Annotated in this window: 23 protein-coding genes; 4 read left to right on the top strand and 19 right to left on the bottom strand. The window is 67.8% G+C overall.

Annotated elements, in window-relative coordinates; all coding sequences use genetic code 11:
• Positions 1–51 precede the first annotated feature (51 nt).
• Entirely contained in the window at positions 52–717 is a 666-nt protein-coding gene (locus tag U3653_RS14435; RefSeq protein ID WP_323123994.1) for a PAS and ANTAR domain-containing protein, read from the top strand.
• A gap of 355 nt (positions 718–1072) precedes the next feature.
• Here the strand turns inward: U3653_RS14435 and U3653_RS14430 are convergent, their stop codons facing one another.
• The 13 genes from U3653_RS14430 to U3653_RS14370 form a co-directional block, all read right to left on the bottom strand.
• On the bottom strand, positions 1073–1981 hold the full coding sequence (locus tag U3653_RS14430; RefSeq protein ID WP_195080091.1) for an oxygenase MpaB family protein: 909 nt from the start codon (positions 1979–1981) through the stop codon (positions 1073–1075).
• A gap of 317 nt (positions 1982–2298) precedes the next feature.
• Positions 2299–3549, bottom strand: coding sequence for a TetR/AcrR family transcriptional regulator (locus U3653_RS14425; RefSeq protein ID WP_195080092.1), 1251 nt, complete (start codon positions 3547–3549; stop codon positions 2299–2301).
• A 10-nt stretch (positions 3550–3559) separates the two neighbouring features.
• Positions 3560–4258 (bottom strand): hypothetical protein, encoded by a 699-nt coding sequence (locus tag U3653_RS14420; RefSeq protein ID WP_195080093.1) that lies wholly within the window; start codon positions 4256–4258, stop codon positions 3560–3562.
• Between the two features lie 9 nt (positions 4259–4267).
• Complete coding sequence (locus tag U3653_RS14415; RefSeq protein WP_195080094.1) at positions 4268–5446, bottom strand: MCE family protein; 1179 nt, start codon at positions 5444–5446, stop codon at positions 4268–4270.
• A complete protein-coding gene (locus U3653_RS14410) occupies positions 5443–6567 on the bottom strand; it encodes an MCE family protein (protein WP_195080095.1) in 1125 nt (374 codons plus the stop codon). Before U3653_RS14410 ends, U3653_RS14415 begins: the two co-directional genes overlap by 4 nt.
• The gene (locus tag U3653_RS14405) at positions 6564–7664 is read right to left on the bottom strand and encodes an MCE family protein (protein ID WP_195080096.1); all 1101 of its coding nucleotides are present in this window, start codon (positions 7662–7664) and stop codon (positions 6564–6566) included. Before U3653_RS14405 ends, U3653_RS14410 begins: the two co-directional genes overlap by 4 nt.
• On the bottom strand, positions 7664–8677 hold the full coding sequence (locus U3653_RS14400) for an MlaD family protein (protein WP_195080097.1): 1014 nt from the start codon (positions 8675–8677) through the stop codon (positions 7664–7666). The genes U3653_RS14405 and U3653_RS14400 overlap by 1 nt, the downstream gene beginning before the upstream one ends.
• Positions 8674–9696, bottom strand: coding sequence for an MlaD family protein (locus U3653_RS14395; RefSeq protein ID WP_195080098.1), 1023 nt, complete (start codon positions 9694–9696; stop codon positions 8674–8676). The genes U3653_RS14400 and U3653_RS14395 overlap by 4 nt, the downstream gene beginning before the upstream one ends.
• Positions 9696–11147, bottom strand: coding sequence for an MlaD family protein (locus U3653_RS14390; protein WP_195080099.1), 1452 nt, complete (start codon positions 11145–11147; stop codon positions 9696–9698). The genes U3653_RS14395 and U3653_RS14390 overlap by 1 nt, the downstream gene beginning before the upstream one ends.
• Positions 11148–11155: 8 nt before the next feature.
• Positions 11156–12019 (bottom strand): ABC transporter permease, encoded by an 864-nt coding sequence (locus U3653_RS14385; protein ID WP_195080100.1) that lies wholly within the window; start codon positions 12017–12019, stop codon positions 11156–11158.
• A 2-nt stretch (positions 12020–12021) separates the two neighbouring features.
• A complete protein-coding gene (locus tag U3653_RS14380; RefSeq protein ID WP_195080304.1) occupies positions 12022–12831 on the bottom strand; it encodes an MlaE family ABC transporter permease in 810 nt (269 codons plus the stop codon).
• A gap of 359 nt (positions 12832–13190) precedes the next feature.
• Positions 13191–13376 (bottom strand): hypothetical protein, encoded by a 186-nt coding sequence (locus U3653_RS14375; RefSeq protein WP_397068577.1) that lies wholly within the window; start codon positions 13374–13376, stop codon positions 13191–13193.
• A 2-nt stretch (positions 13377–13378) separates the two neighbouring features.
• Positions 13379–13603 carry a hypothetical protein gene (locus tag U3653_RS14370; protein WP_195080102.1) on the bottom strand — a complete coding sequence of 75 codons (225 nt, stop codon included), beginning with the start codon at positions 13601–13603 and terminating at the stop codon, positions 13379–13381.
• 404 nt (positions 13604–14007) lie between these two features.
• Here U3653_RS14370 and U3653_RS14365 point away from each other — a divergent pair, with 404 nt between their 5' ends.
• Positions 14008–14514: a serine hydrolase domain-containing protein gene (locus U3653_RS14365; RefSeq protein WP_195080103.1), complete on the top strand. Its 507-nt coding sequence runs from the start codon at positions 14008–14010 to the stop codon at positions 14512–14514.
• Between the two features lie 110 nt (positions 14515–14624).
• Positions 14625–15794: a DUF3089 domain-containing protein gene (locus tag U3653_RS14360; RefSeq protein ID WP_195080104.1), complete on the top strand. Its 1170-nt coding sequence runs from the start codon at positions 14625–14627 to the stop codon at positions 15792–15794.
• Between the two features lie 25 nt (positions 15795–15819).
• Here U3653_RS14360 and U3653_RS14355 read toward each other — a convergent pair whose 3' ends face one another.
• Together U3653_RS14355 and U3653_RS14350 are read right to left on the bottom strand one after the other, a co-directional pair.
• Complete coding sequence (locus tag U3653_RS14355) at positions 15820–16155, bottom strand: DUF8129 domain-containing protein (RefSeq protein WP_195080105.1); 336 nt, start codon at positions 16153–16155, stop codon at positions 15820–15822.
• A gap of 92 nt (positions 16156–16247) precedes the next feature.
• Positions 16248–16847, bottom strand: coding sequence for a DinB family protein (locus U3653_RS14350; protein ID WP_195080106.1), 600 nt, complete (start codon positions 16845–16847; stop codon positions 16248–16250).
• Between the two features lie 62 nt (positions 16848–16909).
• On the opposite strand from U3653_RS14350, the gene U3653_RS14345 reads away from it, so the two are divergent.
• Positions 16910–17911 (top strand): helix-turn-helix transcriptional regulator, encoded by a 1002-nt coding sequence (locus tag U3653_RS14345; RefSeq protein WP_195080107.1) that lies wholly within the window; start codon positions 16910–16912, stop codon positions 17909–17911.
• Positions 17912–17972: 61 nt separating this feature from the next.
• Here the strand turns inward: U3653_RS14345 and U3653_RS14340 are convergent, their stop codons facing one another.
• The 4 genes from U3653_RS14340 to U3653_RS14325 all read right to left on the bottom strand — a co-directional run bounded on the left by U3653_RS14340 (position 17973) and on the right by U3653_RS14325 (position 21316).
• Positions 17973–18926, bottom strand: a complete 954-nt coding sequence (locus U3653_RS14340) for a hypothetical protein (protein ID WP_195080108.1) — start codon at positions 18924–18926, stop codon at positions 17973–17975.
• The gene (locus U3653_RS14335) at positions 18923–19972 is read right to left on the bottom strand and encodes a 3-oxoacyl-ACP synthase III family protein (protein WP_195080109.1); all 1050 of its coding nucleotides are present in this window, start codon (positions 19970–19972) and stop codon (positions 18923–18925) included. Before U3653_RS14335 ends, U3653_RS14340 begins: the two co-directional genes overlap by 4 nt.
• Positions 19973–20049: 77 nt before the next feature.
• A complete protein-coding gene (locus U3653_RS14330) occupies positions 20050–20886 on the bottom strand; it encodes an SDR family oxidoreductase (RefSeq protein WP_195080110.1) in 837 nt (278 codons plus the stop codon).
• Between the two features lie 157 nt (positions 20887–21043).
• A complete protein-coding gene (locus tag U3653_RS14325; protein WP_195080111.1) occupies positions 21044–21316 on the bottom strand; it encodes a hypothetical protein in 273 nt (90 codons plus the stop codon).
• Between the last annotated feature and the right edge of the window lie 181 nt (positions 21317–21497).

Here is a 21497-nt window from a genome sequence, read left to right as displayed (position 1 = left end):
CACGCCAGGTGGGGGCGCATACCGGCGACACGGCGGGGAATGCAGAACCGAGTGATAGACAACGCTCCATCCGGGGCCGCGCCCACGGTCCCGGTCTCCAAAAGAACGGGAAGTTTCCAGTTCTGGTTCGCCGATCAACGCTGGGAATGGTCGGACGAGGTCGCGGCTTTGCACGGGTACGCGCCGGGCGATGTGACGCCGACTACGGAATTGCTCCTGGCACACAAACATCCGGACGACCGGGCCGAGGTCGCCGACACCTTGGCGATGGCGGTGCGGACCGGCCTGCCGTTCAGCGGCCGCCACCGCATCGTCGATGCCGCGGGCGTCATGCACCATGTGCTGGTCGTCGGCGATCAGATGCGCGACGCCACCGGCGCGGTGGTCGGCACGACGGGGTACTACATCGACGTCACCGACACCGTCGACGAGCAGCGCCAGGAGATCATCGACGCCACGCTGCCGGAAATGGTCGCCGCCCGCGAAGTGATCGAGCAGGCGAAGGGCGCCTTGATGCTGGTGTACGGGATTTCGGCCGATCAGGCGTTCCGAGTGCTCATCTGGCGGTCGCAGGAGACGAACCGGAAACTGCGCGTGCTGGCCGAGGAGCTGGTGGCCGCGCTGCTCGATTTCGGCGGTGCGGATGTGCAGACCCGCACCCGCTTCGACCACTTGCTGCTCACCGCGCACGAGCGCCCCGCCTCGGGCCCCCGATGACCCGAACGCGTCCGATCCGGACGGCTCGGCCGGATCTCGCCGGAAACGAGGCGGCGTATATCGACTGGTTCCTCACCGCGGGAACCTCGAGGCGCGGTGCGCCGGGTGCGGGCACTGCGTCCCACTGGACGCGCCGAAAGAACCGGTGTCGTTGCTCGGCGACTTTCTCGCCGACGACCGCACGGCCGCGTTCCAGCCGGAGTGACGGAAATGGGCACACGAACCAACCGAGCCCCGGACCGGTCTGCATCGGTTCGGGGCTCGCTCGGGGGTATTCGCGCCTATTCACCGATCGCTCGGTAGTTTGACCAGACAAATGTACCGGCTCACCCGCGGTATCACCAAACCCGGGTTCTCATATGAGGTTCTTCTGCTTGCGGATTCGCCGGCGCAGATCGGACATCAGCGCATGCGACCCGCCGTGCCGGACGAAGCGCGGAATGAACCGGTTGACGAAGGAAACGAAAACGAACAGGTTCTCGAAACGCCGCTGGTCGGCGGCGGTCCACTCCACCCGGAGCTGTTCTCGGAAAATCGGCGCCAAGAATCCGATGGTGAGGAATCGCAGCAGGTTCCGGAAAGGCAGCCGCAGATACCAGTGGATCATCCGCAGATTCAGCAGGCTCTCGAGGTAACCGCGGACGTAGTCGTCCAGCACGACCTGCTCGCACGCGGTGTTCCAATACTCGTCGAATTCCGCGCGGGTGGCGGGCCACATATCCTCGGTGACCTGCAAGGTGGTGCCGAGGGTCGAGGACGAGGCGTAGAAGGCTTCGGCCTGCTCGTCGTTCATTCTCCCGTGCAGCAGCTGGTAGGTGTCCTCGAAGCCGATGTAAAGGCAAGCGGCGACCCACAGTTGGAGGTTGCGGTCGAAGGCGTTGTACTTCACGGCGGCTCCTGGCGCCGAATGCACCTGCCGATGGGCCACATTCACCGCTTCGCGATATGCCGCGCGCTCTTCGTCGGTGCCGAGGATGGCGACCGCGAGATATTGCGTCGTCGTGCGCGCCCGTTTCCACGGGTGCTTCATCAGCGATCCGGATTCCACCTTGCTTTCGGCCACGCCGTAGCCGACGCCGGGCCGGGCCATCTGCATGACGACGTTCGCCGCGGCGCCGGCGAAGGACCAGAAATCCAGCGCGTCGGTGAGTTTGATCGGCCGCTTGGTGTACGGCCGATGCGTGACGCTGATACCGATGCGGGTGCGATCCTTCGTCAGCGGCCCACTGTGATCGCGCTCGGAGTGAGGAGCGACTGCGGTCATCGGGATGTCCTTCCATCTGCGTTCACACGTCGCGTGACCAGGCGAGACGGCCGCGCCGACGTCGACACGACGCCGCCGGACACCAGCCAGGCTCGGCGCGTTCCCCTGTCGGCCGTTGCTCCGCGAGAACATCGGCGCGCATCGGACTCTCCGTGTCCGATGCCCTGGAGCGGCCGATCTCCAGTATGTTACTGATCATTCTAGACTCAAATCTAGGAGCGACGCAATGTAAAAGGACTTTACGTGTATGTTTAGCGTCTTATGCACTGATATGTGTCTCCCGATTCCTTACGGACGTCGATCATCGTGCCGGAGCGTTATTTCCGCACACCGGGTGGCTGTATCGCCGTATCGAACAGGGTGACCTGCATCAGTCGCGCCACGGCGTCCTCCGGACAGCCGCGGCTGCCGTCCCCCAGCGCCCTGCCGAGGTCGACGACCAGACCGAAGGCGGCGTGCACGAGAATGCGCGCTTGCGCTTCGGACAGCTCGGGACGGACGGCGACCAGCAATCTGCCCCATTCCGCCACCGACAGACGCTGGATGTTGCGCAACACGACCCGGTCCTCGGCCGGGACATGCGAGAACTCCGTGTAGTAGACGAACGTCAGCTCCCGCTCGGCGAAGGAGCCCGCGACGTAGAGCGTGATCAATTCGGTCAGCGCCTCGAAGGGAGTGGCCGAGGACGCGATGGCTGGGCCGATGGCGTCGGCCACCCGGTCGGCGGCGCGCCGGAAAGCGGCGGTCAACAGGTCGCTCTTGCTGCGGTAGTAGCGGTAGACCGCGGACGCGGCGGTCAGGTCCGCCGCGGCGGCGATGTCCTCGACGCTGACGTTCGGATATCCGCGCTCATGGAACAGTTGCACGGCTTTCACCAGCAACAATTGATGCTTGAAAGGCGTCGGCGGGTCCGTCGGCCGCGGCTCGGTGGAGACCTCGGCGAAGGCGGGCAGCGCGGCATGCACTGCCGTCCAGCAAGCGGAGGCCAGCAGGGCCGAGAGGGATTTCGTGGGAAGGGCGGCGTGGTGATCACCGATGCTGCTGACGATGCTGAGTATCGCCACCGCGCGGACGAATTCGTCACGCTTGCTCAGCCCCGGGCGCACCGCACCGATCAGCCGGCGCAGCGCGGCGATCGAGGTCGCGAACTGATCGGTGAGGGTCTTGCCGTCCTCGTCGTCCAGATAGCGGCCTTCCCAGCGCGCCAGGGTCACCGTGGGACGATTGGTGACGGCCTGGGCGATCAGGGCATCGATGACGTATCGCAATCGAGCCTCGGCACTCCAGCTCTCGGCCTGCGCGGGAAGTATCACCGCGTCCACGGTCACCTGGCCCAAGCGCAACAGCTCCGCGCGGAACAGCGAATACTTGCTGGGATAGTGGCGATACAGCGCCGCGGAGCTGATCCCGACCTTCGCCGCGATCTCCTCCATGCTCACGCCGTGATAGCCGAGGGCGCCGAACGCGGCCGCGGACGTGGCCGCGATCTGCGCCCGCCGGTTGCGCGGGCGCCGGCGCACCACCCGTTCCGGACCGGGCTCGGCCGATCCGGATCTGGCGCTCTTCACGACACCCGCGTCAGGGTTGGGTGGGTAACGCCAACGGCGAGTTGACCTTGTTCACCAGCCACCGGTCCCCCACCTTCTCCAAGCGCATCACCATCGACAACTGACCCGGCGCAGGCTTGCCCTTGGTGCCCAGACTGGTGATGGTCTGGCCGATGACCACGATCGCTTCGGCGGAGTGCTCGTCACCGGCGCGAATCGCGCACTGCACATCGCGCGTGGCCGAGGTGACCTGGCCTTCGCCGAGTACCGTACGCAGTTCCGTGCTGGTGGATTCGAACTGCTTCTTCCAGTCACCGGTGGCGCCGTCGCTGACCGCGGCGAAGTAGGGGTCGAGATTCTTCGAGTCGTAGTTGGCCAGGATGGGCGCGTAGCGGCAGGCCGCTGCGCGGGCGTCCTCCTGCGCGGCCAGCAGATTCTCGCTGTTGCGGCTCTGGACGTACCAGTAACCGGCCGAGGCCACCGACACACCCACGAGGACGGCCGCCGCCGAGCGCACCACGATCGGACCGGGACGCCGGATGGGCAGACGGCGCAGCCTGCGCCACCGGCCACCGGAGTCCGCCGCGCCCCGCTCGGCGGGATCCGTGCCGCCGTCCGCGGCCTGCGTCGTGGCACCGACGCCGGCTTTTTCCGGCGCGACGACCTTCTCGTCCAGTTGCGCTGCGGGCGACTCGGTTTCGGCGACGTGGTCGACGTCTTCACTCTTCATCGGAATCTCCTAGTTGCCGGGCACCGGGCGGGACAGTTCGTCGCCACGGACGCCCGGGGGCATGGTGGCCCCGTTGTCCGGAACGGCGGGTCGTGGCGCGTTCGCCGAACCACGCACCTGCAAGGCCGGATCGTTGGTGACGCAGTAGTTGTAGAGCCGGACCCTGGTGTCGGTCATCTTGTCGGTGGGCACCACGGGGATGGTGTCGTATTCGCAGGTGGGGCGCGGCCAGATGTCGACAAGGGTGTAGAAGGCGTTGTCGTGGGCGGGTATGCCCAGCGCCTCCGAACCGACCCGCAACGCGGGGAACAGCGCCGCGATCGCCGGAGCGCGCAGCTTGGCCGCCTTGGTGATCGCGACGAAGTTCGTCACCAGATTCGTGATGGGGTCCTGGGTGCGCGACACGAAGCCGCCGAGGGTGCCGAGCTGGGCGGGCCCCTCGTCCAAGAGGTGGCGCACTTCCAGGTCCGCCGCGGTCAGCTGCTCGAACAGCACGCCGCCCGTGCGCGTGAGTGTCGCGAGGTCCGGCTGCGCATGCGAGGTGGTCTCGGCGATCACCTCGAGGTTCTCGATCAGCTGCCGGGTCTGCGGCAGCAGATCCGACAGCCCCGCCATCGCGCGGCTGATGCCGGACACCATGTTGCGCAACTGGTCGGGGCCACCGGCCAGCGCCTTGTCGAGTTCGTCGATGATGACGTTCAACCGGTCCGGGTTGAGCCCGCCGATGAAACCGCTGAGATTGGTCAGCACCGACTGCACGGTCACCGGGACCGTCGTCTGGGAACGTTCCACCAGCGCCCCGTCGGTGAGGTACGGGCCGGTGTCGGAATCCGGGCGGAAGTCCAGGTACTGCTCGCCCGCCGCCGACAGCCGGCCGACGGCGACAGTGCCGCCCACCGGAATCTTCGCCGCTGCGTCGATCTGGGCCACGGCCGCGACGCCGCTGCCCGCCACCTTCACCTCGCGGACCTTGCCGACCCTGGTGCCGCGAAAGGTGACGTCGTTGCCCGCCGCCAAGCCGCCGGACGACTGCAACTCCACGGTCACCGTGTAGTCGTCGCGCAGCGGATCCAACCGCAGGACTTCGGCGCCGAGATAGGCCGCGCCGAGAACGAGCACCACGATCAATCCGAAGTTCGCGACCGCGACGCGACGGCGCACCAGCCATCGCCACAAGGGGGGATTCATCGCTCTCCTCCCTGCTGCTGAGGTTGCTGCGGCGGACTGGTGACCCGGCCGATCACCTTCTCGATCACCTGTGCCAAGCTGCCGATGAACGCGGGCACGTCGCCGATCTCGGGCAGCCTGCTGCCGCTGGGATCGGTCAGGGCGCCGACGCTGAGGTAGGACACCGTCGCCGCGACGGCGAGAGCTGGTCCGTCCAGGCTGGCCATCAGCGAGGGATAGATGGTGTGCAGCCCGTCCAGCGTTCCGCCCAGGTCGTCGCCCATCTGGGTGAACCCGGCCATCAACCGCTGGATGCTGTCGAACAGGCTCACCGCCTGCGGACCGGTCGTCTCGGTGAAATCGCCGAGCGCGGTCATCGTGGTCGAGACCTTGTCCAGCAGGTCGACGATGGACTGGTTGTTCTCGGCGAGCATTGCCAGCAGCCCGGGGAAGGTGTCCGCGGCGTCGCCCAACTCGGCCTTGCGCCTGGCCAATTCACCGGTGAGCACGTTGAGCCCGGTCAGGACGCTGTCGATGTCGCCGGTGCGCTGGTTCAGCGCGGCGATGACATTGGTCAGTTCGCTGAGCAGGTGCGCCAGCTGCGGTGCGCGGCCTGCGAACATCGAGTCCATCTCGGAGGTGATCTTGGCGGCCTGGTTGATGCCGCCGCCGTTGATGAGCATCGAGACCGACATCATCAGCTGCTCGACGGACGCGGCGGCCGACGTGTGATCGGTGCCGATGACGTCGCCTGCGCGCAGGTTCTCGCCGCCGGAGGTGGTCGCGGGCAAGGTCATCGCCACGAAGATGTCGCCGAGCGGGGTCGCCTGGCGCAGCTCCGCGGTGGTGCCCCTCGGCAACTGGATGTCCTCCCTGATCAGCATTTCCACCTCCGCGATGAAGTTGGTCGTGCTGATCGCGGTGACGACGCCGATATCGGTTCCGCCGATCTTCACGTGCGCGTGATCGGGCAGATTGAGCGCGTCGCGGAAGGCCGCGCGAATGGTGTATCCGGGGGCGCCGATGCCGGGTTTGGGCATCGGCAGGTTCGCCACCGTCACGCCGCAGCCGGTGGCGGTGGCCATCGCCGCGACCAGCGCGGCCGCCACCGCGGTGCGTCGAAGCGGGTTCGTTCCGATCATTTCGAAATCCCCAGTAGTGCCGCGGTGAGGCCGAAGTCGGGTCCGAAGTCCTGGACCTTCCCGGTGCGGCAGCCATCGAGACGCATTTGGATGCGCTCACAGAACTGCGACACCACCTCGTTGTCGAGCAGGACCTTGTCGGTCAGCGCGTGCAGGCGCAGCGCTTGGTGTTCCCGGCTGACCGCGTTGGACAGGTTCTCGAACAGCAACGGCCCGACGTCGACGATCTCGGTGAGGCCGCGGGCGTTGGCCCGCATCTGTTCGGTGATGGTCGTGAACCGCTCCAGCGCACCCGCGAGCTGATCGGAGTTCTCACCCACCAGCGTGGAGGTGTTGGTGACGAACTGGTCCAGTTGCCGCAGCACCGCCTGCAGGCCGGGCGCCTGGTCACCCATCAGCTGCACCAGTTCGGTGAGGCGGCCGCTGAAATCACGCACGGTCTGGTCGTTCTGGGCGATGATCTGCGTGATCTCGTTGAGTTTGATGATCGTGTTCGAGATCTGGTCCTTGTTGGCGAAGGTGACCTCGAACGCCGAGGACAGCGCGTCCAAGGTCGCGCGCAGTCTGTCGCCGTTGCCGTCCAGGAGCGGGAACAGGACGCGGCTTGCCATCGGCCCGTCGCGGTCGTCGCCTTTGAGCGCGGCTCCGAGCTGGTCGAAGTTCTGCAGGATGCGGTCGAGTTCGACCGGTGTCCGCGTCCTGGCCAGCGGGATGTGCGTCCCGTCGGTGAGCAGCGGCCCGTCTCCGCTGTAGGCGGGCGCGAGTTCGACGTGGCGGTTGGTGATCAGCTGCGGCGACACCAGGGCGGCGATGGCGTCGGCCGGAACCTCGGTGCCCTTCTCCAAGCTCATGGTGACCTGGACGTAGCTGCCCTTGGCCGTCACGGTGTCGACCCGGCCGACCGGCACGCCCAGCACCGCGACCTCGTTGCCCGCGTACAGTCCGGCGACGTTCTCGAAATCGGCGCTGATGCGGATGCGCTCGCCGAGATACTCCCTCGGCAGCGAGGTCAGGCTGTCCGGTACGAGCCCGCAGCTCGCGGTCAGCAGCGCGGCCACGATCAGCACGCCGAGCTGTGCGAATCGTCGTGTTCTCATCAATTGCACCCCTGTACGGCTCGAGCGAAGCACAGCCAGTTGTCCGGGAAGAACCACGGCGCCCAGACGTCGCCGTAGGGTCCGTTGCCGACGGCGTTGTTGAACTGCCGCAAGGCGATCGGCATGTTCTCGTAGAGCCGGTCCAGATTCTCGCGGTTCTTGACCAATCCCTCCGACATGGTGTTCAGGTCGTGGATCAGCGGCGCGAGCTGACCGTTGTTCTCCAGACCCATTTCCTGCAGCAACCGCGACAGAGCCGCGACGTTGTCGAGCAACTGTTTCAGCAACTGCTGGCGTTTCTGGACGGCGTTGCCGATCGCCTCGCCGCGGGTCAGCAACAACAGCACGCTGTTCTGGTTGTCGGAGACGAGCTGGGACACCTGATCCATGCTCTTGAGCAGCGCGTCCACTTCGTCGCGGCGGTCGGTGACGACCTTGGCGAGCGCGCCGATGCTGTCGAGCGCCTGCACCGCCAGCTGCGGGGAATCCCCCATCTGCTGATCGACCAGGTCCAGCGCCTGACGGAGTTTCTGCGGATCGAGACGTTCGATGCGTTCGAAGGAGTTCTTGTACTTCGGGTCCTGGATGACCTTGCTCAGGTTGTACGGCACCGACGTGTTCTCGATGCGGATGCGGTTGCCCGGCAGGCCCTTTCCGTCTCCGGGCACCAGATCCACGTGCAGTCGGCCGAGGATCGTCGACATCTTGATGGCCGCACGCGCGTCGGGGCCCAGACGCAGATCGCGGCGCACCTTCAGATCCACCACGACCTTCGCGCCTTCGAGCCGCACCGCGCGCACCGCGCCCACTTCGATGCCGGACACGTCCACTGTCGCGCCGGGACGCAAACCCGCGGCTTGGGCGAATTCGGCGTGGATCGTCTTGTCGCCCAGCCGGGCCTGGGTCAGGACACTCGATCCGATCAGCAGAGCGGCCACCGTCGCGGCGGCGATGAGGCCGAGCCGCAGATACCTGTTGCGCAGGAAGCCCGGCCACGGAACGCGCTTGATCATCGGCACACCTCCGAATGCGAGTTGCCGCCCACCTGCGAGAACAGGCCCGGCGGCAACACCACGCCCCACAGGGACACGTCGAGGCCGCACAGGTAGGCGTTTCCGTAGGCGCCGTTGCTGGTGAAGCGCGCGACGCCGTTGAGCACGGCGGGCAGTTCGACTGCCGCCCGGTCCAGGGACGCGCCGTTGAGCAGCAGCAACGCGACACCGGTGGTGGCGTCGTTCTGCGCCTTCGCCAAGCCCGGCTTGACCTGCATGATGAGCTGGGTCAGCGAGTCGGTCGTGTGCGCGACGGTGTCCACCGAATGCTTGAGGCTCTCGCCTTGGGAGTAGAGCGCCTCGACCAGAGCCCTCGCCTGGGTGAGCAGGGTCTCCAGTTCGCCGCTGCGATTGGCCAGGCCGCTGATCACCGAGCTGAGATTGGTCAGGACCTCCCCGAGGATCTTGTCCCGCTGCCCGAAAGTGCCGGCCAGATCGGCCGCCTGGGTGATGAGGCTGCTGAGCGACACCTGATTGCCCTGCAGGGCCTGGATCAACGTCTCGGACAGGGAATTGACCTGATCGGGTTGCAGCACGCTGAACAGCGGCTCGAACCCGGACAACAGCGCGGACACGTCGAACGACGGCTCGGTGCGCTCCAGCGGGATCCGCGCGCCCGCCGCGACGACGGCGCCCGCTTCCTTGCCCGGCGCCAGGGCGATATACCGCTGTCCGATGAGGTTCTGGTACCGCACCAGCGCCTTCGTCGTGGTGGTGAGATGCTGGCGCGCATCGATGCGGAATTCGACCTCGGCGCGGTAGCCGTCGGTGAAATCGATCTTGTCCACGCGGCCGACCCGCACGCCCGCCATGCGCACGTCGTCGCCGACGCGCAGACCGAGCACATCGGAGAAGACCGCCGAATAGCGCTCGGTGTCCCCCGAGACCGACCGCTGCAACGTGGACCAGATGGTCACGGTGAGCGCGATCGCCACCACCGCGAACAGGCTGAATCCCGCCAGCGCCTTGCCTGACCTCATCAGCGGGGCCCTCCTCGGCCTGCCTCGTGCACGGTGATCGATCCGCCCGCGAGCACCGGGCTCAGCAGCAGATACTGCGCCACGGTCGGGCGCGCTCCGACGATCGCCGCGACGGCGTCGGGTCCGCGCAACGCGATCGGCTGCGCCGTGGCGCCCGGACTCTCGGGTGCCGGCTCGGCGGGCGCCGCGGGGGCGGGCGCCGGCGAAAGACCCGGGATGGACGGCAGACCGGGGATGAACGGGAGACCCGGTATCGCCGGGAGGCCCGGCAGCACCAGCCCCATGGCGCCCAGCGGCGCGGGCGCGACCGGCACGGGTGCGGGTCCCGCGGCGTCGAGCCACTTCGGCATCAGCTGCGGCGGGTAGTTCTGCTCCGGCGCCACCTCCGGCACCGTGGCCCCGCCGCAGCGGGGGCCGTACTGGTCGCCGTAGTGCGGGCAGTCCTTCGCGGTGTACTGCTGGAACGGCGTGAACGAGACATCCATCTTCCACACCATCTGTTTGGAAGGGCCGAAGTGGAACGTGGTCGCCAGCCGTTGCAGCGCCACGTTGAGGTTCGCGGCGGTGTACGGAATGGCCTCGGGATCCTTGGCCAAGCCGCCGAACAGATCGTCCAGGCCGGAGACCAGGAACTTGCCCGCGTCGGGGTTGCGGGCGAACAGCGCGTTGACCGAGTCGACCGTCGCGTTGCCGGTGGCCAGCAGGTCGATGAGCTTCGACCGTCGTTCGGCCAGCGTTCGCGCGGTGGTCACCGACTCCGAGAGCACCCCGACCAGCTCGGGAGCCGACTGGCTCAACGCGATGGATGCCCGTCCGAGATCGCCGAGCAGCGCGTCGATGCCCGGCGTCGCCCGTATCTCGGTCAACCAGTTGTCCAGGCGCTCCACCGTCGAGCCGGGCACGCGCGCCGAGGGATCCAGCGCCGCCGCGAGCGTGGCCAGCACCCGGCCCAGTTTCTCGGGCTGGATCTTCTCGAGCACGTTGCGCAGCACGTTCAACGTCGTCTGCAACGCCACCGTCTCGCTGCTGGTGTCCTCCTGGATGGTGGCACCGGCGCGCAACGTCCTCGTTTCCGGGCCGTTGTCGACGAATTCGATCGCCGTGACGCCGAACAGGTTGTTCGGGATGACCCGGGCGGTCACGTTCACCGGGATCGTCTCGGCGACACCGGGTTTGAGATCCACCCGCGCCTGCTGGCTGGCGCCTCTCGCCACCACGTCCACCGCGGCGACCCGGCCGACGACCATGCCGCGGAATTTGACGTCGGCCCGGCCGGGCAAGCCGTCGCCGGTGCTGGTGAGCACCACGGTCACCGGGACTTTGTCCTCGAAGTAGCCGGTGTAGCGCAGCGCGAGCAGATACAGCAGGACCGCGACCGTCGTCAGCACCGCCAACCCGGCGAGGGTCAACTGCTTCGCGGTCGGTCCGCGACCACTGGGGTCGAGAATCATCGTCGGCCTTACCCCGAGATCCGGAATCCGGGATCGATGCCCCAGATCGTCAACGTGAGAAAGAGATTGGCGAACACCATCACGACGATCACCATCTTGATGGCGCGCCCGGCCGCCACCCCGACGCCTTCCGGGCCACCGGTGGCGACGTAGCCGTAGTAGCACTGGATGAACGTCGACAGCAGCACGAACACCACTACCTTGAGCAGTGAGAAGAAGACGTCCGGGCCGATCAGGAACTGGAAGAAGTAGTGATCGTAGGTGCCTGCCGCCGTGCCGCCCAGGAAGAGCACCGTGATCTTGGTGGCCAGGTACGCGGTGGCCAGACCGATGCTGTAGAGCGGGATGATGGTCAGGGTCGAGGCGATCATGCGGGTGCTGATCAGATACGGCAGCGGGCGGATGGCGATGGATTCCAGCGCGTCGATCTCCTCGGAGATCCGCATGGAGCCCAGCTGCGCGGTGAACCGGCAGCCCGCCTGGATGGCGAACGCCAAGGTCGCCAGGATCGGCGCGAGTTCGCGGGTGGTGGCGAACCCGGAGATCGCTCCGGTCAGCGGGGACATCGTCAGCAGATTCAGAGCCGTGAACGACTCCATGCCGACGATGATGCCGCCGAACGCGCACAGGATGACGACCACGCCGATCGTGCCGCCGCCCACGATGAGCGAGCCGTTGCCCCAGCCGACGTCGGCCGTCAGCCGCGCGACCTCACGGCGATAGTGCTTCAGCACGAACGGGATGGCGATGAGCGCTTGGAAGAACGTGATGGCCTGGTGGCCCACCCGCTGATTGGCGTGCACGGGCGCCAGCGCGGCTTTCCCGACGGTGTGCAGCGGCCGCAGCGCCGGAGGTGTGTAACTGCTCGCCATGCTCACACCACTTTCGCCGGGAACAGCGTGTTGTACAGCTGAGTGAGGATGATGTTGGTGGCGAACAGCATCAGCGCCGAGCTGACCACGGCCGAGTTCACCGCGTTCGCGACGCCGCCCGGGCCGCCGTGCGCGTGCAGGCCGATGTCGCAGGCGATGACCGCGGTGAGCACCCCGAAGATCGCGGCCTTGACCAGGGCGATGATCAGATCGTCGGCCACCGCGAAGGACGCGAACGAGCTGATGAACGAGCCCGGCGTCCCGGATTGGGCGTACACGTTGAACATGTAGGCGGTCGCGAATCCGACGAACACCACGAATCCGCACAGCAGGACGCTCACCAGCACTGCGGCCGCGAGCCGTGGCGCGACCAGGCGGCGCACCGGGTCGACGCCCATCACCATCATCGCGTCGATCTCCTCGCGGATGGTTCGCGAGCCCAGATCGGCACAGATCGCCGAGCCCACCGCACCGGCGACCATCAAGGCCGACACCAGCGGCGCGCCCTGGCGGATGATGCCCAATCCCGCGACCGCGCCGATGAACGTCGTGGCGCCGACTTGATTCACGAGCGCGCCGACCTGGATGGAGACCACGACGGCGATCGGGATGGCGACGAACACGGTCGGCGCCGCCGACACGTTGGCCATGAAGGCGCACTGTTTGATGAATTCCCGGTACGGGAACCGCCCCCGCACCAGCGAAACGAACAGCTGGACAACGGCTTCCCTGCCCAGAGTGACCTGCCTGCCCAGGGTCTCCAGCGACCGCTGGGGGTGGCGCCGCCACAAGCCCGAGGCGCTGTCGATCATCTTCCCGAGCTCGCCCGGAGGTCGCTTGTCGGCTGGCGTTCGCAGCGAGGCAGTCACCGGTCGCCGTTCCTTTCCGATTTCTCGTCCACCGCGCCCGGCGGCCGCCCCTTCGATGGCGCGGAGCGTGTGAAGTGTTGCACACCTCACAGCGGGCAGACAAGTTACAAGTGATTGACTATTCCACCGAAATCGGTATCCCGAATCAGTGCGCGCAGACGGCGACACAGCCTGGGATACCGCTTTGAACTGCACAGATATGGCACACAAGCACGCATATCATTCCACCGAACGTCGCACCCCGGTGGTAAGTAATCAGCTATTCTTCGCCCCCGTCGAGCGGCGACCCGCAGGCGGGGCCGCTAGGAGAGGGCTTCCAGCCAACGCTGCAACAACACCGCGAGCGCGACGAGCGCCGCGCACCCGGCCAGGAAGGAACTGAGCACGGCCACCCACAGCCCGAAGCGGAGCACGGGATTGACCTTCATCCGCCCACCGAGGATCTTGACCACGATCACGAGAACGTCGATGAGCCACACCAAAGCCATCATCAGGTCATACACACATTCGAGAAGGTCAGCACGGGCCAGCACACGATCGATCCCAGAAACGACATCAGCAGATCGATGCCGTGCATATCGCGCAGATGACCGGTGTGCGTGAGCGTCCAGATCACCCCGGCCAGACCATAGGGAACGCCGATGATGATGAGAGTGCCGAGGAACTCCGAGACCTTCATCTCGTAGCCGAGTATTCGGTCCAGCTTCTTGAGCATGCGTCGATGCATCCTTTCGCTTCGATCCACGTCGCCGCGTGCGAACCGGGACACCACTGGAGGGGAGGTGTCCGACCGCACGGACCTGCGCGACAGGACCCGCGCCGTATGTTAGTCGATATTCTCGCGCATACGGAAGGGTTACCGAGAGATTCGAACAGAATTTTCCCGAATGAGCAGGTTATTGGTCTGTTCGATCGCAGATCAGCACCCATCATGTTGATGCAAATTCTCGATTGTTCGGGAGTAGTGAGTCGCGATGCCATGCTCGACGACAGGTGTCGCGGCGCTGGGTTCGTCCCGCACCGCGAACCCTCCCTCCCACCCCCGCGAGCCGAACCGAGGGCAGGACTCCGCCTGCCGGGCTTGACCTTTCCCCAGGGGCAAGGTTGGACGGTGATCGCATGAACGACAACGCACTGCACATCGTCGAAGCCGCGATCCGCGAGCAGGCCGCCGCCTACTGCGCGTCCAACGGGGTGCCCGGACTCGTCGCCGGCGTCCACCACGCCGGCGCTCAGATCATCGTCGCCCACGGCGTCGCGAACACCGCCACGGGCGCGCCGATGCGTGCGGACACCGGGTTCCTTTTCGGCTCGGTGACGAAGGTGCTGACCACCATGCTGGTCCTCCAGCAGGTCGAGCGGGAACTGCTTGATCTCGACGCTCCGGTGACGCGGTACCTGCCGCGGTTCGCCTTGGCCGCGCCGGGTGCGGCGGACAAGATCCTGGTCCGCACGGCCCCTCCGCAGCGCTGTGTGCCGATCCGGCCGGGCCTTTTCGCGCCCGCCGGATACCCGCTCGAGACGTTCGACGGATACCTGCGGCTGCTGCTGGTCTCCTACCACGACATCCGGGACGGCCGAGCGCGTTTCCGCAACGCGGGTGGCCGCCTGTCCCTGCGGAACTGAACCGTCCGCAGAGCCGTCCGCAGTAGGCTGACGCCGTCGAAGCGCCCGAACGGACTCGGTGCGGCGAGGTCTGCCGCAGCAGTCGGGCGCGGAAGAGCGAGGTGGACAGGATGCGGGTCGGTCGGTGGCGGCGGGTGGTCGCGTCCGTCGTGTGCGGAGTCGGGTTGCTGGCGGGATCGTCGGCCGGCGCAGCGGCGGACCCAGCCGGTGACACCGGTGTCGTGTGGCTGTGCAGGCCGGATCGAGCGGACGATCCGTGCCGGGGCGACGCGGCGACCACGGTGCGGCAGGCGGGGCAACCCGACGCGCGCGATGACCCGGCGCCTTCGGTGGACTCCGGGGTGGACTGCTTCTACGTGTACCCGACCGTGTCCGCGGAGCCGACACCCAACTCCGACACCGCGGTGACCCCGGAGGTACGGGCGGTCGCCGAGCAGCAGGCGGCCCGGTTCTCCCAGGTCTGTCAGGTTTTCGCGCCGGTGTACCGGCAGCGCACCCTCGCCGCGCTGGCGCGGGAGCGGTCCTACTCCCCCGACGAGCGCGCCGCGATGGCGCGCATCGCGTACGAGGATGTTCTGCGGGCGTGGCGGCAGTTCCTCGCGGAGCGCGAAAAGACCAGGCCCATCGTGCTTCTCGGGCATTCGCAGGGGGCGCGCATGCTGCGCCAGTTGCTCCGGGAGGAGATCGAACCCCAGCAGGCGGTGCGCGACCGGATCCTGTCGGCGATCCTGCTGGGCGGCAATGTGGTGGTACCGAAGAACGGTGACGTCGGCGGCGACTTCCGGTACCTGCCGCTGTGCCGCGGCGAGCAGCAGACCCGGTGCGTCCTGGCCTGGCAGACCTTCGGCGCGACGCCGCCCCCGGACAGCCGATTCGGCCGCAACCCCACGACGCCGGAGCCGCTGCCGCGTCCGTACGGCCCGGACTACGAGATCGCCTGCACCAACCCGGCATCGTTGCGCGACAACGATGCCCGCATCGCGTCCACCGTGCTCAGAACCAGCCCCGTACCCAGCCCACTCGGCGCCGAACTCGCGCTTCGCCACGGACCGTCCGCCGTCGCCGCGCCGACGCCGTGGCTGGTCCCCGCCGAGCGGTACCGGCTCCAGTGCGTGCGCGACGGCGAAGCGACAGCGTTGCTGGCGACACCGGAGCCGGGCAGCCCCGAGCTGTACGCCGTCCCGGACGCGACCTGGGGCCTGCATCTCACCGACGTGGAGATCGCACTCGGCGATCTGGTCCGCATCGTCGCGGCCCAGATCAGCGCGGCGCACCGCTGACCGCCGGAGTCGGCGAAGCCGCCGGTCAGGGCTTCCCGCGCGCGGGTGTCTGCCCGGCGACGCCGTGGCGCAGCGGAGTGTTGTCCTCAGGGGACCGGGCGGGGTCTGCCGACGAGCCGCCCTTCTCGCCGGTGACCGGTGGCGCGTTGCTCGGATCACCGCCCGACGGCTGCGCACCCGCCTCGAGTTGGGCGATGCGCGCCGAGAGGATCTCGACGACCCGGGGCCGATGCGCGGTGGCACGCTCGTGTTCGAGCAGTCGCCGCACCTGGTCGAGTTCGAGCGAGCGGACCCGGTGTTCGATCGATCCGGTGGTCAGCTGGTCGTAGTCGGTCAGCGGTAGCGCGTTGCCGGTGCTCATCATGGCCTCCTTCCAGCCACGGTTGTCTCCCCGAAGCCGCTCTACCCGAGGCTGCGCGCCCGAAACCGCGCGGCTCGGCCCTCGGCGCTCGGCTATGCGGGGCCGGTCGTGGTGATCGGTTTCCTGCCTGCGCCGGTGTGCAGGTAGAGGTCGCGCAGCAGGCAGACCTCCGACAGGTGGTGGATCAGCTCGCGGTGGATGTGCAGCACCAGATCGGCCATGGGAGCGTCGGGAAAGGGTTCCTTCGGGCCGAGCGGGACCCGGAGCCCTTCGTCGCCGAGACCACGCACTCCCGTCAGCCAGAGGTCGAGCTGGGCTTCGAGCTGGTCGAGCGCGGTGGCCGCGTCGCCCGCGTATTCCCATGTCTCGTACGAGGCCGCGGGCGCGCCGAAGTGGGCCGCGTTGCGCACGGCGAGCACGCCGACGATGACATGACCGAGCCGCCAGGCGATGGTGGTGAACGGCGCGGGGACCGGGTGAGGGAAGGCATAGTCGATCGTGAAATCCCCCGCGCCGGCCTGCACGGGCGCCGTCGAACTGCCGCGCGGCCGCACGCTCCAAGCGTCCGGTACCGGCGACCAGAAGTACTCCTCGTCGGTGAGGCCGTCGAGCCGGTCGCGGAGTTGCTGGTTCCAGTGCACTTCCCACTGCTCGCGCAACGTGCGGTTCCAATCGAGAGCGTCTGCGTCCATGCCGCAACCCTGACACCCCTAGCGGACAGAATCGGTCCGCTGTTTCTGGCAGGCTGAGCGGCATGGAGGCCGCGAACGGTGCCGAGCGGGGCACGACCGAGCGCGTGCTCACGCTGCTCGGGCTACTGCAGCAACGCCAGGTCTGGACCGGGCCCGAGCTGGCCGAGCGGCTGGGCGTCACGCCGCGCACGGTACGGCGCGATGTCGAGCGGCTGCGCGCGCTGGGCTATCCGGTGCACGCCTGCCACGGAGTCGGCGGCGGCTACCGGCTCGGCCGGGGGCAGGAACTGCCGCCGCTGCTGCTCGACGACGAGGAGGCGATCGTCACCGCGGTCTCGCTGCTGGGCGGCGCGGGCGCCACGGTCGCGGGCGCGGGTGACGCCGCGCTGCGGGCGCTGGCCAAGCTCGACCGGGTGCTGCCCACCCGGTTGCGGCACGAAGTGCACGCGCTCTCCGGCTCGGTGGAGTCCTTCGGCGGCGGCCACGCACCGGTCGAACCCGACGTGCTGATGACCCTGGCCAGAGCCTGCCGCGACGAGGTCGAAGCCGGTTTCGACTACCCCGCAGGGGACCGGGTGCGCCGGCGGCGGGTCGAGCCCTACCGTTTGGTCGCCTCCGACCGGCGCTGGTACCTGCTGGCCTTCGACCTCGATCGCGCGGACTGGCGCAGTTTCCGCGTCGACCGGATGACCGATGTGGCCGCGCGGACCTGGCGCTTCCGCCCGCGCGCGACGCCGGAGGCCGCGGCCTACGTGCAAGAAGGCGTGGCGAGCCGGGTCTACGCGCTACAGGCCCGCTTCCTGGTGCACGCCTGCGCCGACACCGTCCGCGCGCAGATACCGGCGTCGGCGGCAGTCGTGCTACCGCGTGGCAGCGAGTGTTGCGAGGTCCGCAGCGGAGCCGACGACAGCCTCGACCTCGTGCTCGTGCACATGCTGTTGCTGGGGCACGACTTCGAGATACTCGACCCGCCGGAACTCGCCCGACGCAGCCGCGCGCTGGCCGAGAAGCTGCTGTCGGCCGGCGCGAGGGCCGCACCGACGCCCGGCCTCGGGGATCGCTGAGCCCGTCTCGGCTGCTCGGATATCCACGGCTCGGACACTGGCAGCTGTCCGCGCGCGCGTGCTACTGCCGAGCGAACGCGGCGCCGGAGCCTGTCGATGTCCCGGCTCGCGCGGACGACACCGACCGCGGACGGTAGGCCAGACAGGCTGCCGATGCTCCGTCCACGGCGAGGAACACCACCGTGCGGGCGGTGTCGAGCAGGCCGGTTCGCCGTGCGTGGAGGTAGGCGTGCACCGGCCCGGCGGTGTAGGGATCTCCGATGCCTGCGTCGAAGCCGACGACCGACCGCGCCGGGATGGCGAGCGAGCCCGCCAGCCGGGCGCGGAAGTCGGCGGCCTGGTCGGGAGCCAGCAGCAGCGCGTGTCCTGCGGCGAAGTGCTCGCGGCCGAGCCCTTCGCCGTCCAGGCAGGCGCGCACCACCGTGGCCGCCGAGTCCACCCGGTCCTCCGCGCCGGCACGGACGCACATGGCGACGCGGCCGTCGGCGCCGACGTCGTTCAGCGGCACGAAGGCGATCGGGCCCACCGGGCCGGTGGTGTCACGCGTGTGCAGCCGCCCGAATCCGCCCGCGGTGGGCGAGGTTCCGAGCAGCAGCGCGGCTCCGCTGGCGCTGTAGGGGAAATCCGCGACGTGGCGCTCGGTCGAGGGATGGGCGTCGCCCGCCACGAGCAACGCGTACCGCACCGTGCCGGTGGCCAGGAACGTGTCGGCGGCCGCGATGGCGTGCAGCAGGCCGCAGGCGCCGTGCATCAGGTCGAAGGACAGCACCGGGACGCGCCCGGCCGCGTAGGTAAGGCCCAGACCGATCCGCTTCTGGATGAGGGCCGACACCGCGGGCTCGGAGATGTTGCTGTCCCGGAAGACGCCCGCGTTGACCAGCATCCCGATCTCGTGCAGGCCGACATCCGAACGCTGCACGCAGGCCAGCGCCGCGCGGGTGGCCAGGTCGAGGTAGCTGCCGGTGTCGAGGTCGCGGTTCGTCGCGGCCGAGACGATCGTCGTCGCCATGCTCACGCCGCCAAGCGGGAGATCGTCGCGGCGAGATATCCGGAGACGATTCCGGATGCCGCGGGGATCATGAGGATTTTGGATCCCCGCGGGATCTTCTTGCGCGCGAGATGTTCGTGCAAGACCAGGAAGTGGGAGGTCGAAGCGGTGTTGCCGTAGTCGTGCAGCACGTTGAGGGCCTGCGGCATCGGCGTGCCGAAATGTCGTTCGGTCAGATCCGAGATGTACTCGATGGCGGGCGCGCTGAATTGATGATGAATCCAGTAGTCGTATTTCTCGCTTTCCCAGGTGCGTCCGGTCTCGGCGAGGAAGTCGGCCATGCGGTCGATGCCCTGGCGGTAACGGGCTTCGTTCTGCATGGCGCGGTTGTCGGTGTACATCGCGATTCCGCCGGTGCGGTCGCTGGGCATGCCGATGCAGTGCTCGGCGCCGTCGGCGGCGGTCATCAGCTCGACGTAGTGCAGTTCGTCGTCATCGTCGCCACGGTCGTCGAGCACCACCGCGACCGCCGCGTCCCCGACCGTCAGCGCCGCGAATTGCGGGTCGTAGGGTTTGCTGATCTCGCGCAGCGCCGTCTCGGCGATCGGCGTGATCTGCTCCCCGCTGACCACCAGCCCGTTGCGCACCGCACCGGCTTTGATCATGCGATCGAGCACCAGCACGCCGGTGATCATCCCGGCGCACGCGTTCGACACATCGAAGTGCCTGGCCGCGTTCGCGCCGATGGCGTTGCCGAGCATGAGCGCGAAGGACGGTGCGTAACAGAAGATTCCCGCGCCGCGGGTACGCGTGATGGAGGCCGAGATGACGACGTCCAGTTCGTCGGCCCGGTAGCCGGAATGCCACAGGCAGTCCTCGATCGCGTGCAACGCCAGCTCGAACGACGATTCGTACCGGTCCGGATCCGAGTCGTAGACACGCCGGTTCTTGATCCCGGTGATGCGCTCCAGATCCAGCGATCGCGGCACGGCCAGCTGGGCGATCAGGTCTTCGGTGGAGCGGACGGTCGCCGGCGTGTACGCGCCGATCGACTCGAAACGAGTACGAAGCATGCTCCCCTGCTTTCCGCTTCAGTCGGCATCGATGGTCGTGGTGCTTCGCGACAACGTGTCGCTGGTCGTGGGTGCCCCTACCCGGTGAGTCCGACCAGGGCCGCGCTGACTTCACACAGCTGTTGCCCGAGCGCGTCGTCCTGCGCCAGACGCGACGGAGCCTTGACGCGGCTGTTCTGGAAGTAGCAGCCGCTGACGGCGGCGACTTCCGGATCGGTGGCCAGGTAGCTCAGCGCTCGTCCGCCCTCGGCGGCGGAGATCATGAACAATCGTTTGGCGAGCGCCACGAAGGGCTGCCCGAACCAGGGCATCGCGTCCCAGATCCCGGTCGCCACCGCACCGGGGTGGAAGGCGTTCACCGTGACGCCGGTTCCCTCCAGGCGCCGCGCCAGCGCCCGGGTGTAGAGGACGTTCGCCAGCTTGGAGCGGCTGTATGCCTTCTCCCCCGAATATCCCTGCCGGAAACCCAGATCCGCGAAATCCATGGTGGCGCCGTATTGCAGGACCGACGAGGTGAACACGATGCGCGACGGGGCGCTGCGCACCATCAGCTCCGTCAGCAGTTCGGTGAGCAGGAAGCCACCGAGATGGTTGACCGCGAACGTGGCCTCGATGCCGTCCACGGTCTCGGTCCGGGTCTTGTGGTAGCCGCCCGCGTTGTTGGCCAGCACGTCCAGCCGGTCGTATCCGGACAGAACCTGCTTCGCCAGCTGCCGCACCGAAGCCTGCGACGCGAAATCGCACTCCAGCGTGTCGACTCCCGCCGCCCCAGCGCCCTGGACCAGCTGCGCGGCGGCAGCGAGCTTCTCCGGATTCCGCCCGACCAAGACGAGCCGATTCCCCCGCGCCGCCAGCTGCTGAGCCGACTCCAGCCCGATACCCGATGTCGCCCCCGTGATCAGGATTGTCCGCACAGCCGACACCATGCCACAGAAGTTTCCTCGAAGATTGCTGACACGAGCCATCCGGACCGAGATTTACTTCGGCGATCCGCTGATCATCGCTGACTCGGAGCGGACACCGGTGCGCGAGATTCGCCACTTGGGGTCTCGGCGGTATCCACGGCAGGTGTCACAGCCGTTCGACGAGGCGGGCGCGGAATTCCCGCAGCGTCAGTGGGTGGTCATTCTCCTTCTGTCGTCGGTACGGTCCGGCCGGTCGTTTCGGCCGGAAGTCGGCGATCGCCTCGTCGGCCCGTGCACGCCATCGAAGCCCCAGCGATGTCGCTGTCGGCACCGTCCCATCGCGCCCCTGCACCGCGGTACAGCGGTCGAGTTCGGCGAACGCGCCCCTCACCTCGGCCGCGATCTCCGGATCGGCGCTGCCCTGCTCGATGGCCGCCATCAGCAGCAGGTCCGAGGCGCCGATCTCTGACGACGTGCGGGTCTGAGACCACGTCCCTCCGATGGTCTTCGCGGCAGGGCGGGCGGCGAGACGGGTATGGTTAGCTCTATGAACACTCAAAGGTTGCGAATCTGCCGCGATTTGTGTGTTGTGATGTTGTGACCAATACTTCCGGAGACGC

The sequence above is a fragment of the Nocardia implantans genome, from assembly GCF_035544775.1.
GTDB lineage: Bacteria > Actinomycetota > Actinomycetes > Mycobacteriales > Mycobacteriaceae > Nocardia > Nocardia implantans.
Note: the sequence above shows the minus strand (reverse complement) of the source record. Positions and strands in the feature narration are given on the sequence as shown.